Here is a 12,468-nt window from a genome sequence, read left to right on the forward strand (position 1 = left end):
GGTCATCTCTGTTCCATTTATGGAACGATAAAAGCGCTATGCACGATTTAAATGACTTGTACTTTTATGTTCAGATTGTGGATCACGGCGGCTTTGCCCCGGCCGGTCGCGCACTGGGCTTGCCCAAATCCACCCTGAGCCGCCGACTGGCCGCTTTGGAAGAGCGCCTGGGGGTTCGGCTGATACAACGTTCTACCCGGCGCTTTACGGTGACCGAAATCGGCCAGACCTATTACGAACACTGCAAGGCCATGCTGGTAGAGGCTGAAGCGGCACAAGCCGCCATTGAAATGACGCATGCCGAGCCACGTGGCGTGGTACGTCTCAGTTGCCCCATCACCTTGCTGAACGCGCATGTCAGCACGATGTTGGCTGATTTCATGGTCCGCTATCCGCATGTGACGGTTCAGCTGGAGGCCACCAACCGGAAGGTGGATCTCATCGGAGAAGCACTGGATATCGCAATCCGCGTCCGCCCCCGCCCCTGCAGGACAGTGATCTGGTGATGCGTGTTTTATCCGATCGTAGCCAATGTCTGACAGCCAGCCCGGCGCTGATTGCCCGTTACGGCATGCCCGGTTCGCCGGCGGATCTGGCCGACTATCCCAGCCTGGGCCTGGGTGTGCCTCAGCAAACCCATACCTGGACCTTGTTCGGACCCAATGGAGCGCAAGCCGTGCTGCACCACACCCCCCGTCTGATCACGACGGACATGACCGCTCTGCGCGCCGCGGCCCTGGCTGGAGTGGGAATCGTCCAACTGCCTACACTGGTGGTTTGCGATCAATTGGCACAAGGCGCTTTAGTCAAACTGATCCCGGACTGGGCGCCGCGCCGCGAGATCATTCATGCGGTGTTTTCCTCGCGCCGTGGTCAAATGCCCGCCGTACGGGCCCTGCTGGACTATCTGGTCGAACGCTACCAAGCCATGGACGAGGACTAAGCGCCATTCTGAACCTGGCAGGCTTAGAAACCCGGTCATTGAGTGCGCGATCGGTTTCAGAAAACAAAAACGCCCTGCATATGCAGGGCGTTTTCTCTGAACGGGCCATCAAGCCGGGGATCAGATGCCGCGATTAAAATCGTGAACCTGCTTTTCAGCCTCTTCACGTGCAATACCGTAGCGCTCCTGAATCTTACCGACCAGATACTCGGTATTGCCCTCGGCAACATCCATATCGTCATTGGTCAGCTTGCCCCATTTCGCCTGAATTTTACCAGTCAGCTGCTTCCATTTGCCTTTAATCGTATCTTCATTCATAGTCGTTCTCCTATTTACAAAGGAATTTCATTACAGAGATTGATCAGGGAATAATTATTCCGGCTTCACTTTCAATCCCGACGAGTCGACTTTCACAACACCTTTCACGCTTTCGGTGGCTGCCACCGCTTTTTTAAGCTCGATTTCGCTAGGCACGGTACCGGTCAATGTTGCAACGCCGTTATTGGTCTCAACAGAGATATCCGTGCTCTTCAAATCCTTGGTACTGGCCAGATCAGCCTTGATCTTGGTGGTAATCCAGGTATCGCTGACGGCTTCGCCCGCTGTTGCGGAATGATCCTGATTAACGGCAGGCTCATTAGCCAGTGCGCCGCCTTGCAGGCCAAAACTCAAAGCCGAGGCCATTAGAAAACTGGATAGGATGGCGGATTTTTTCATAGATTTTCTCCAATATCAGAAAGAGTATTTTTAGAATTAAAAATTCCCTTATCCCTGCTATTAAAAGGAGTCCAAATCAATCAACAAAAATTTCGTTGTTTGCAATGGATGGTTCCACCGTAACATTCCCGACCAAGGCGACAACTACGAAATGCTACAAGCAATTTCCTTATAATAATTTCCCTTCAAATTGCTCAAGGCAGCTTCTTCGACCTGAATAAGCAGGTGTCCCTGACCCTGTTTTTCTGACCCTGTACCAGTTGGCCCCAAACCGCCCTACCCGGCATCGAGACTGGTTTTCACGTAGGGGACAACGTTGACCAGAAGGCTGTTCGCACGAGCAATAATTTACCCAAGGGCCGGGACGACAACAGACCCTGTCATGCCCATGGAGAGGCAAGACAGGGCGGATACATAAGGTAAGAAATTTAGCAGTGCCACTAACAAACGCGACACCGTGAGCCGGTCAATTACCGTAAATGATGTACTTGCTGCAGCCCATAGACCTGCACCGGCAAACCCGCTTGACGCGCTTTCAACTGCAAGGCCAGATATTGTGAGTAATGCCGCGACTGGTGCAGGTTGCCACCGTGAAACCACAGATTTGGCTGCTGGGTGGGCTTCCACATATTGCGCTGCTCGCCCTCCCATGGCCCCGGATCTTTCGTGGTTTCCGAACCCAGGCCCCAGCATTTACCCACCCGGTCCGCCATTTCCTGGCCGGCCAGATCCGCTACCCAGCCGTTCATGGAACCGTAGCCCGTGGCGTACACCACCAGATCCGCAGGCAATTGCGTGCCGTCTGTCAGTACCACAGCGTTCTCGGTCAGATGGCTGATGTCGGTCCGGGATTTCAGCTTGATGCTGCCGTCGATGATCAGCTCGCAAGCGCCTACGTCGATGTAGTAGCCCGAAGCACGTCGCAGGTATTTCATGAACAAGCCCGAACCATCGTCACCCCAATCCAGCATGAAGCCTGCCGCCTCCAGCTTCTGGTAGAACTCTGCATCACGCTCGCGGATCTTGTCGTACACAGGAATCTGGAAGTCCGCCATGATGCGATAGGGCAGGGACGCAAAGAGCAAGTCTGCCTTGCGCGTGGTGACTCCCGAAGCCAGCGCCCGTTCAGAATACAGATCTCCCAAGCCGATCTCCATCAAGGAGTCGGACCGCACAATATGGGTGGACGAACGTTGCACCATGGTGACGTCCGCCCCCGCCTCCCACAACGCCGCGCAAATATCGTGCGCCGAGTTATTGGCCCCGATCACGACTACTTTCTTGCCCGCATACGCTTGCGGCCCAGGGTGCTGCGAGGAGTGCTGCTGCTCACCCTTGAACACCTCCTGTCCCTTGATACTGGGCACATTCGCCTTGCCGGACATGCCCGTGGCAAAGACCAGTTGCTGTGGCCGTAGCGTCATGGGCTTGCCATCACGCTCGATCTCCACTTCCCAGGTCTGGCTGGGCTCGTCGTAGCGCACCTTCTTGCACACGGTGCTGCTCCAGTAATTCAGCTCCATCACCTTGACGTACATTTCCAGCCAGTCGCCAATCTTGTCCTTGGGCGCAAAGACAGGCCAGTTGTCGGGGAAAGGCATATAAGGCAGGTGGTCGTACCAGACGGGGTCATGCAGGCACAGAGACTTGTAACGCTTGCGCCAGCTATCGCCGGGTCGAGCATGTTGATCAATGATGAGCGTGGGCACATTCAACTGCCGCAAACGTGCGCCCAGGGCAATGCCGCCCTGTCCGCCCCCAATGATCAATACATAGGGCTGTTCAGACGTACCTAATGTTGCCTGCTCCTGTTGACGACGCTCCTGCCAGGTCTGACGGCCGCGCCGGATGCCGTGCTCGGCCCCCATGGGACGACGCACGCCTAACGGCTCCTCATAGCCTTTCAATTCAGACATGGTGGTCAGAAAGGTCCAGATCTTGCCGTCCTTGACGCGAATATGGCCATAGCCACGCGCCACATCGGTTTCCACATGGAACCAGCCCTCCACCAGACCTTGGCCATCGTCACTGACCGGCTCGGCACTGTCGCGCTCGAACCTGGCTGACACGACACCTTGTTGCTGCTGCGTCAGCATGTCGCGGATCTGATCGCGCCCCTCCATGGTTCGGATATTCCAGGTGAACATGACCAGATCACGCCAAAAGCATTCTTCGGCAAACAGGGCTGCCGCATCGTCCGGTGCATTGCTGGCAAGCGCATGGGTCAACTGGTCAAGAACCGTGTCCAACTGTCGCGCAGACGGCTGCAGTTGCTGCTGTGTTTGCATGATTTGTCTCCATATCGTTTTAATGGTGCGCCGGGCTTTTGCTGCCCAGCTATGGAGTACATAGCAAACACCGTGCCAAACCGGGAACGGCTTGTTTTAAAGGGGTATCGCTTGTTTTAAAGCGGTGAAACTGTGCCAGTGGTGACACAGGTGGTGCATCAGGTGTCGCAGCCTGTGTCAGGGGCCGAGTCTTGCTGAGTCAGACCTGCTCGTTTGATATAACGATGCAAGGTGGACCGGCTAATTCCAAGCTGCCGCGCTGCCGCACTGACATTACCGTCGCAGGCCTGCAAAACCTGCCGCCAGGAGGGTTCCCCGGCGCAGATAACTGACGTCGGGCTACTTGTAGATGTGGCCAGACGCCGCTCGCGCAACGCCTCTGGTAAATCCTGTACCTCAATGCAGGAACCTTCCGCCAAGGCCAGTGCCAGCACCAGCGCATTGTCCAGTTCGCGCAAATTACCTGGCCACTCATACGCTTGCAACGCTTGCCAGGCCTCGGGAGACAAGCCGGGTACATCGCCCTTGTTACGCCGATGCAATATCTGCTGCACCAGCCACTCCAGATCACTGCGATGACGCAAGGCAGGCAGGGTCAACACCGCCGCATTCAAGCGATACAGCAAATCCGCACGGAAGCGGCCTTGCTCTACCAGGGCGCTTAAATCATGGTGGCTGGCTGAAATCACGCGCAGGTCCACGCGCTTGCTTGTGCGTGCGCCCAAGGGCATGACCTCGGACTCGGCCAGCACTCGCAGCAAACGACTTTGCAAAGCCAGCGGCATGTCGCCAATCTCGTCCAGGAATAGAGTGCCGCCATCAGCCGCCTCGATCAAACCCGTGCGACCTCGTGCAGCACCGCCGGTATACGTGCCAGCTAAATAGCCGAACAATTCGCTTTCAATCAGACTCTCGGGCAAGGCCGCACAATTGACGGCCACAAAACTCCCGCGACGACCACTAGCCGTGTGAATCGCACGGGCCAGATATTCTTTGCCCGAACCCGTCTCGCCCTGCAACAGTACCGGCATTTCCCGCGTTGCCAAACGGGCGGCTTTCAGCAGCATGGACTGCATGGCCGCATCCGTGCCTGCCAAGCCTCGCAATCCCTGTGGCAAGGCCGCATCCACGGCTGCCCCATCCATCCCCACAGACCGATTGTTCAATACACGTCTGGGCTCAATGGCATGGGCAAACAGCACACTCCCATCCCGGGCCATGACGACTCGCTCCTGCGTGGGGCGATAGCGCATCAAGGTCGGTAACTGATCCACTTCCAGATGCAGAAAGCGCATCAAACTCTGCCCCAGCAAATCCGCAGGATTACGCCAGTCCACCCCCGCTGCCCGCGCCAGAATTCGGGCACCCGTATGCGTCATGCCCTTGATACGGCCAGAGCCATCAATCGCAATAGCCGCTTCCGGATCAATATCCAGAAACTCCGGCGACTGCGACAAACATAGAATCCATTCCTGACGGTGGCAGGCCATCAAATTAGCCAATTCAATACGACGGGTCGCCGCATTGGCAAGGTGCAGGGCCAAGCCCTGGCTGGCCTTGGCCTCCGGCGACTGCAACAAGGACAAATCCAGTACTGCGGCCAGCTTGCCGTCATAGTGATAGATAGGCGCCGCCGTGCAGGATAAAGGCGCATGCATATGATCGAAATGATCATTTTGATGAATGGTCAGGGCCTCGCCCGTGTGCAGGCAAGTGCCCACCGCGCACGTTCCCGCACGCTCTTCAGACCATTCCGAGCCCATATACAGGCCGGCCTGCCGCAAGGCATCGCGCTGGCCTTCCGAACCCAGAAAATCCACCGTAACGCCCTTGTTATCGGACAACAGCAGTACGTAATTGAGCCCGGACACCTGTTGATAAAGACGCTCCAGCCCGGAGCGCGCAATATTGATCAGGGCTTCGGACTGTTGACGGTGCTCACGCAGCTGGGAATCGGGCACGATATAGGCCTCGCAAGCCTGTGCCGGGTCCAGCCTGTGATGCTCAATACACCGCCGCCAGCTATGGACCACAGCCTGATCGCGCCGGGACAGGCTGCCCTGCCAAACAGCCGTGATCTCTTGGACGTGTGCCACATGTGAAGACTGCATAGTTGCGCTCATCCCGAAAACAGACCACCCCCGGGCGGGCGCGGCCTCTCTTCCAGTGTGCCGCCATGCTTAGCTGCCGTACATGGAGGTTTTCCTTGAGATGCGGTGCAGCAAATGAAGTGATTGCCTTCCTTTCTTTCCCGATCAAGCCATCAGTGGCATGGGCTCGTAACCAGGCTCCATGCCTACACCACATAGATAGCCGGCACCGAGAGCCGGAAAAACAAGCAACTCGTGCCCTACCACTCCATCAAACATTCGCCAGATCAAGCAGGTGTTGAGCAAACTCACCCTGCGCGCCCGCCGCGTTTATGTGATCGAAGTACTCATACCAACCGCTGGCTTGGATACCCGCCAGCAGAGCCTGGCAAGCCCGCTGATCCGGGAAGCGCCACACACCCATAAAGTGATGGCTGCTGGCTTGATCGATATGAGGCTCCGTAACGCTCAGGGTCAGAACCTCAATACCCTGGCTGGATAAACCAGCCATTGCCTCTTGCAGCCCGGCCAGAAAGTGTTGGCGCTGCTGCCCAGACATCGCTTTCCAAGACCTGCTCGCTAAGCTGAGCAGACAACACGACGCGGATGCATTACCACCCCAGCATCAGCACCTGCACACGCATCCGGGGCAAAGACTTTTCACGCTCGTAACTCTGAGCGCCAACCATTTAGTTAGATTACTAATCTTGTAGTTTGATTATAAATCCCGCAAGCAATTCAAAGCTGTGAAAAAGCCCGAATTCAGCTTTACGCCAAATCCGGGCCTTGAGTCTCACCTTGTCAGCCTGTACGACACCTTACAGCTTCCCCCGTGCATTCCTTGTAAACGAGATACGTCCCAGACACTGTTTGATCTTTTTGACTTTGCCGTGACTCACATCCTTCCGGAACACGTGCAAGGTATGTTCTGCTGGGATATAGACCCTGTTGTCAGGGGGCAGAGCCAGATCCATTATTTACAGCGGCTTAGCGGTAAAGCCTACTCTCACTCATGAGGCATGTTTCTCGATAAAAACCGACCACAAACGGCCATCCGAAACGAAATACCAAAAGAGCCGCCGCAGCGGCTCTTCATTTTTGGCACCTTGAATCAAGGTTTATTCGACGGTCACACTCTTGGCTAGATTCCGTGGCTTATCCACGTCCGTGCCGCGCGAGCAAGCCGTGTGATAGGCCAGCAATTGCAGGGTCACGGTGTGCAGGATAGGGGACAGTTTGCCGTAGTGCTCTGGCATACGGATTACATGCACACGTTCACTGCTGCCGATACGGGTATCGGCGTCGGCAAACACATACAGCTCACCCCCACGAGCATGGACTTCTTCAATATTGGATTTCAGCTTTTCCAGCAACTCATCGCGTGGAGCGATAGTGACCACGGGCATGGCTTCGGTGACCAGGGCCAGCGGGCCATGTTTCAGTTCACCGGCCGGATAGCCTTCAGCGTGGATGTAGCTGATTTCTTTCAGCTTCAGCGCACCTTCCATGGCGATGGGGTAATGCATGCCACGGCCCAGGAACAAGGCGTTTTCCTTGCTGGCAAAACGGTCCGCCCAGGCCATGATTTGCGGCTCCAGAGCCAGCACGGCCGCGATAGCGGTAGGCAAGTGACGCAAGGCTTTCAGGTAGTCGCCTTCCTGCTCCTGATTCAGGTGGCCCTTGACCTGCGCCAGTGCGATGGTCAACAGAAACAAGGCCGTCAGCTGAGTCGTAAAGGCTTTGGTGGAAGCCACGCCAATTTCAACGCCAGCACGAGTGATATAGGACAGCTTGCACTCGCGCACCATGGCACTGGTGGCGACGTTGCAGATGGTCAAGGTCTGCTCCATGCCCAGACTGCGGGCATGCTTCAAGGCAGCCAGCGTGTCAGCCGTTTCGCCGGACTGGGAAATAGTCACGACCAGCGTGCGGGGATTAGGAACGCTGTCGCGGTAGCGGTATTCGCTGGCAATTTCCACGTTGACGGGGATTTTGGCCAGCGATTCGATCCAGTAACGAGCAGTCAGACCAGCATAGTAGCTGGTGCCACAAGCCAGAATCAGCACATTGTCAATGTCCTGGAACACCTTGTAGGCCTGATCGCCGAACAGCTCGGGGGTGACGCTTTCGATATCTTGCAAGGTGTCACCCACCGCGCGGGGCTGCTCAAAGATCTCCTTTTGCATAAAGTGACGATAGGGGCCCAATTCAGCCGCAGCGGTGTGCAAATGAACGGTGTGGACGGGACGGTCTACAGAGCGCCCCTCCTTGTCCATGATCCATACTTTACTGATTTGCAGATCAATCACGTCACCGTCTTCCAGATAAATGATCTGATCGGTCGTTCCGGCCAGTGCCAGCGCATCCGAGGCCAGAAAGTTCTCGTTCTGACCCACACCCACCACCAGGGGCGAGCCGTGGCGCGCGCCCACCACACGGTGCGGTTCATCCTGACAGAACACCGCAATCGCATAAGCGCCGGTCAAACGGCGAATAACCTGCTGCACAGCCTCGAACAGATCACCGTTGTACAGGTGGTCAATCAGGTGAGCGATCACTTCGGTATCGGTCTGGCTCTCGAACACATAGCCTATGGCTTGCAGCTCGGCGCGCAGCTCGTCGTGGTTTTCAATGATGCCGTTATGCACCAGCGCAATGCGGGCCTTACCTTTGCCCGAAAAATGCGGGTGTGCATTATGAGTAGCCGGCGCGCCATGGGTTGCCCAACGGGTATGAGCAATGCCGGTAAAGCCTTGCAGATGGTCTGCCTTAACCTGTTCTTGCAGCTCGGCCACGCGCTGAGTACTGCGCGCCCGCAACAACTGGCCCTGCGCATGAACAGCAACGCCACAAGAATCGTAGCCCCGGTACTCCAGACGTTTCAGACCTTCCAGCAGCACGGGAACAATATCGCGTTGCGCCACAGCGCCAACAATTCCACACATAGCCAACTCCTGTTCATGGCCCCTTTCGGTCGGCCGACTAATCAATGCAATCTGCTTATTCTGATCTGAAACACAAAAAATTTTATGTCTATTTTTCTTTTGAAATGAATTAAAATTTCACTTAATAATAAAAACAAAATAAATAAATAAAAATTCTGATTTTATGGAATTTTATTTCAATACGATTAGATAAACATTGTCATGATTGAACTAGACGAGCTGGATTTACGCATTCTGGAGCAGCTGCAAAATGATGCTTCCATCAGCAATCAGGAACTGGCTTTGCTCGTGCATGCCTCTCCCCCAACCTGTTTGCGGCGAGTGCGTCGTTTAAGTGAACAAGGGGTGATTCGCAGGCAGGTCGCCTTGCTGGACGCGGAGCAACTGGGCTCCAGTTTGACGGCGATTGTGGAGATTACGCTGGACCGTCAGGGTGAAGAATATTTGCAGCAGTTCGAGCGCCTGATGGCCCCCGAAGCGGCGGTGACGCAGTGCTATCGCGTCTCAACCGGGGTGGATTTCATTGTGATTTTGCAAGTCAGCGATATGACGGCCTATCACAAGCTGGCTCATGCCCTGTTCACCAGCCAGGCGAACATACGTAATATCCGCAGTTTTTTTTCCATTCATCAGGCCAAATTCGAAACACGTGTACCGTTGCCTGCACCCAAAATCTGAGCCAGACCAAGTTTTAGAGCCGAAACGCCACCAGCCGTGAATAAGATACGAACGGCGGGCGATGGCGATGGCGATGGCGATGGCGATGGCGATGGCGATGGCGATGGCAGGTATTAAAACACGCGTCAGGACCCGCACAAGCGCAGCGTGTGGAACGCGCAAAAACCGCGTGAATCAGCCGCGCTCAGGTTTGCACACGTTGCAGTACCAGTTGTTGATACAAACGCAAATAACGCTGCACCATAACGGCAGGGTCATGCTCCTGCTGCACCCAGCGTTGCGCCAGCGCGGCTTGTTGACGCGCTGCTGCCGGATTGCTCAAGGTGTCATCCAAAGCCTGAGCAATAGCCTGTGCGTCCCCGACCGCACATAACTTCCCACGTCCATTACCCAGCAACTCCGTCAAGCCGCCCGCCATCGTGGCAGTGACCGGCACGCCATACACGAACGCATCCAGCACACTGGACCCGAGCGCTTCATGCCGGGAACTGAGGACAAAGCCATCCATCAGACGGTAAGCCTGTTCGGGGCGGGCTTCAAAACCGCTCAGCTTATAGCAAGACTCCAGACCTAATTGCGCAATCAAATCCTGTGCCGCCGCGGACTCGGAGCCGGGCGCACCAAAATGCAGAAACACAAAGTCCTGGCGACGCTGAGACAGGGCGTGAACCGCCCGAATCAGAGTCAAGGGGTCCTTCTCGGCCGACAATGCAGCCATCGTCCCCAGAACACGCAGTCCATTTGGGTTCCAGCGCTGACGCAAGTGGTTCACATAGGCCTCATCCGACGCCACATACTCAATGGCGCTGGGAATCACCTCGACAGACAAACCCAGACGTCGCGGCTCTGCCGCCGCTGCCTGGCTGATGGCAACCAGCCGGTCCGCCTTGCGCCATTTCCAGCGCGTCCGGCGCTCTTTCACGCTCAAGGGACTGCTTGACTGTCGCCCACCACTACGTTGTTCGATACGTTTGCGGTCAACGGGAAAAGCCGTGCGCCGTGTAAAAACAAGCCGCTTGGGCAGCCAGAAATGCAATAAGGCCAACCAGCTCATGCAGGACGCGGTTTGGGAATGGACGATGTCAAAACCACGTCCATGCACCAGCAGATAGCGCAGCGCGGCACCCACAGAGGCGCATTCCACCACACTCAACCCCTGTTCCTTGGCCCGAGCAGCCAGTGCTTCACCGCGCCGGGCCAAGAGGCTGACCTGATGGCCTGCCTGCTGCATCTGCTGGACGCTCAGCAAGGTTTGCCGTTCGCCACCGCGCCAACCGCGCTCGAAATTAAGCTGCAAAATGCGCATGGCATTGATCCAGGGTCAATCCGTTGGAGTCGGGTATGCCCGACGTACGCCTTGCCTCCCTGCCCTTGTCAGGCAAAGCCAGGGAGGTCAAAGATGGGCTGACACCCATCAGGACTTACGAACGGGGCGCTTCCAGCCGGACACGCTGCGCTGTTCCGAACGCGACAAGGTCAGCTGATCATCCGGTGCATTGCGCACCAGGGTCGTACCCGCGCCAATTGTTGCGCCTCGGCCTACGGTCACCGGAGCCACCAACTGCGTATCCGAACCGATGAAGGCATCGTCACCAATCACGGTACGGAATTTGTTCACGCCGTCGTAATTGCAGGTGATGGTGCCTGCACCAATGTTCACGCGCTGGCCCACATCGGCATCACCGATATAGGCCAGATGATTGGCCTTGGAGCCCTCGCCCAGCTGGGTGTTCTTGATTTCCACGAAGTTGCCCACGTGGGTGCGATTGGCCAGAACAGCACCAGGACGCAGGCGGGCGTAAGGGCCGATACGGGCGTCTTCGCCTACCTGGGCTTGCTGCAGATGGCTGAAGGCCTCGATCTGGGTACCGGCGCCGATAGTCACGTCACGCAGCACGCTGTGCGGGCCCACGCGCACGCCATCCTGCAGCACAACCTTGCCTTCAAACACGCAACCCACATCAATGAACACATCACGACCGCATTCCAGGGTGCCGCGCACATCGAAGCGAGCCGGGTCAGCCAGTGTCACGCCTTTTTCCAGCAAGCGACGAGCCTGCTCGGCTTGCCACAAGCGTTCCAGTTCGGCTTGTTGAATACGGCTGTTCACCCCCAGGGTTTCCCACCCAGCCGCCGGCTGGGCCGCCTGCACCGACACGCCATCGGCCACCGCCAAGGCGATGATGTCGGTCAGGTAATACTCGCCCTGAGCGTTATCATTCGTAATACGGGTCAACCAGTCTTTCAGACGGGCCGTAGGAGCAACCAGAATACCGGTATTCACTTCTTTTACGGCACGTTCAGCTTCATTGGCATCCTTGTGTTCCACAATACGCTGCACGGAACCGTCCGCACCCCGAATGATGCGACCGTAGCCGGTGGAATCGGCCAGTGTTTCAGTCAACACGGCCACGCCTTGGCCACGTGCCTGCAGCAAGCGGCGCAAGGTGTCGGCCTGAACCAGAGGGACGTCGCCGTATAGCACCAGAGTGGCATCATCGTCCTTATCGCCACCGACCAGCTCCGGCACAGCCTGTTGCACCGCATGGCCCGTACCGTGCTGGGGTTGCTGCAGAGCAAAGGCCAGCTCGGCCTGGGCGAAGGTTTGCTGAACGCGCTCGGCGCCATGACCTACCACGACCACAACTTTTTCCGGCTCCAGTTCACGTGCGCTGTCGAGCACGTGGGCCAGCATGGATTTGCCGGCGATAGGATGCAGTACTTTGGGCAGGTCAGACTGCATACGCTTGCCCATGCCTGCTGCCAGAATCACGATATTAAGCATAAAAATTTACCTACTAGGTTGG

Annotated in this window: 9 protein-coding genes and 1 pseudogene; 2 read left to right on the forward strand and 8 right to left on the reverse strand. The window is 56.6% G+C overall.

The window, feature by feature from the left end; translation table 11 throughout:
* Positions 1-38: 38 nt before the first annotated feature.
* A pseudogene (locus FE795_RS16135) lies at positions 39-943 on the forward strand (LysR family transcriptional regulator).
* A gap of 120 nt (positions 944-1,063) precedes the next feature.
* On the opposite strand, the gene FE795_RS16140 reads toward FE795_RS16135, so the two are convergent.
* The 6 genes from FE795_RS16140 to glmS form a co-directional block, all read right to left on the reverse strand.
* Positions 1,064-1,261, reverse strand: a complete 198-nt coding sequence (locus FE795_RS16140; RefSeq protein WP_003805639.1) for a CsbD family protein — start codon at positions 1,259-1,261, stop codon at positions 1,064-1,066.
* A gap of 54 nt (positions 1,262-1,315) precedes the next feature.
* On the reverse strand, positions 1,316-1,660 hold the full coding sequence (locus FE795_RS16145) for a BON domain-containing protein (protein ID WP_003805637.1): 345 nt from the start codon (positions 1,658-1,660) through the stop codon (positions 1,316-1,318).
* A gap of 470 nt (positions 1,661-2,130) precedes the next feature.
* A complete protein-coding gene (locus FE795_RS16150) occupies positions 2,131-3,948 on the reverse strand; it encodes an NAD(P)/FAD-dependent oxidoreductase (RefSeq protein ID WP_219235314.1) in 1,818 nt (605 codons plus the stop codon).
* A gap of 158 nt (positions 3,949-4,106) precedes the next feature.
* Positions 4,107-6,059 carry a sigma-54-dependent Fis family transcriptional regulator gene (locus FE795_RS16155; RefSeq protein WP_131071051.1) on the reverse strand — a complete coding sequence of 651 codons (1,953 nt, stop codon included), beginning with the start codon at positions 6,057-6,059 and terminating at the stop codon, positions 4,107-4,109.
* Between the two features lie 250 nt (positions 6,060-6,309).
* The gene (locus FE795_RS16160) at positions 6,310-6,630 is read right to left on the reverse strand and encodes a DUF6616 family protein (RefSeq protein ID WP_039944128.1); all 321 of its coding nucleotides are present in this window, start codon (positions 6,628-6,630) and stop codon (positions 6,310-6,312) included.
* 526 nt (positions 6,631-7,156) lie between these two features.
* Positions 7,157-8,983 (reverse strand): glutamine--fructose-6-phosphate transaminase (isomerizing), encoded by a 1,827-nt coding sequence (gene glmS, locus FE795_RS16165; RefSeq protein ID WP_003805630.1) that lies wholly within the window; start codon positions 8,981-8,983, stop codon positions 7,157-7,159.
* A gap of 201 nt (positions 8,984-9,184) precedes the next feature.
* Here glmS and FE795_RS16170 point away from each other — a divergent pair, with 201 nt between their 5' ends.
* A complete protein-coding gene (locus FE795_RS16170; protein WP_219235316.1) occupies positions 9,185-9,661 on the forward strand; it encodes an Lrp/AsnC family transcriptional regulator in 477 nt (158 codons plus the stop codon).
* 184 nt (positions 9,662-9,845) lie between these two features.
* Here FE795_RS16170 and FE795_RS16175 read toward each other — a convergent pair whose 3' ends face one another.
* Together FE795_RS16175 and glmU are read right to left on the reverse strand one after the other, a co-directional pair.
* Positions 9,846-10,967: a glycosyltransferase family 4 protein gene (locus FE795_RS16175; protein ID WP_003805146.1), complete on the reverse strand. Its 1,122-nt coding sequence runs from the start codon at positions 10,965-10,967 to the stop codon at positions 9,846-9,848.
* 108 nt (positions 10,968-11,075) lie between these two features.
* The gene (gene glmU / locus FE795_RS16180) at positions 11,076-12,446 is read right to left on the reverse strand and encodes a bifunctional UDP-N-acetylglucosamine diphosphorylase/glucosamine-1-phosphate N-acetyltransferase GlmU (RefSeq protein ID WP_003805147.1); all 1,371 of its coding nucleotides are present in this window, start codon (positions 12,444-12,446) and stop codon (positions 11,076-11,078) included.
* Positions 12,447-12,468: the final 22 nt, after the last annotated feature.

Source organism: Alcaligenes ammonioxydans (genome assembly GCF_019343455.1).
Lineage (GTDB): Bacteria > Pseudomonadota > Gammaproteobacteria > Burkholderiales > Burkholderiaceae_B > Alcaligenes > Alcaligenes ammonioxydans.

What these genes read in the sequence shown, in the direction of transcription:
- FE795_RS16140 (WP_003805639.1), bottom strand. Translation starts at nt 1,261, where the DNA reads ATGAATGAAGATACGATTAAAGGCAAATGGAAGCAGCTGACTGGTAAA.
- FE795_RS16145 (WP_003805637.1), bottom strand. Translation starts at nt 1,660, where the DNA reads ATGAAAAAATCCGCCATCCTATCCAGTTTTCTAATGGCCTCGGCTTTG.
- FE795_RS16150 (WP_219235314.1), bottom strand. Translation starts at nt 3,948, where the DNA reads ATGCAAACACAGCAGCAACTGCAGCCGTCTGCGCGACAGTTGGACACG.
- FE795_RS16155 (WP_131071051.1), bottom strand. Translation starts at nt 6,059, where the DNA reads ATGCAGTCTTCACATGTGGCACACGTCCAAGAGATCACGGCTGTTTGG.
- glmS (WP_003805630.1), bottom strand. Translation starts at nt 8,983, where the DNA reads ATGTGTGGAATTGTTGGCGCTGTGGCGCAACGCGATATTGTTCCCGTG.
- FE795_RS16170 (WP_219235316.1), top strand. Translation starts at nt 9,185, where the DNA reads ATGATTGAACTAGACGAGCTGGATTTACGCATTCTGGAGCAGCTGCAA.
- FE795_RS16175 (WP_003805146.1), bottom strand. Translation starts at nt 10,967, where the DNA reads ATGCGCATTTTGCAGCTTAATTTCGAGCGCGGTTGGCGCGGTGGCGAA.
- glmU (WP_003805147.1), bottom strand. Translation starts at nt 12,446, where the DNA reads ATGCTTAATATCGTGATTCTGGCAGCAGGCATGGGCAAGCGTATGCAG.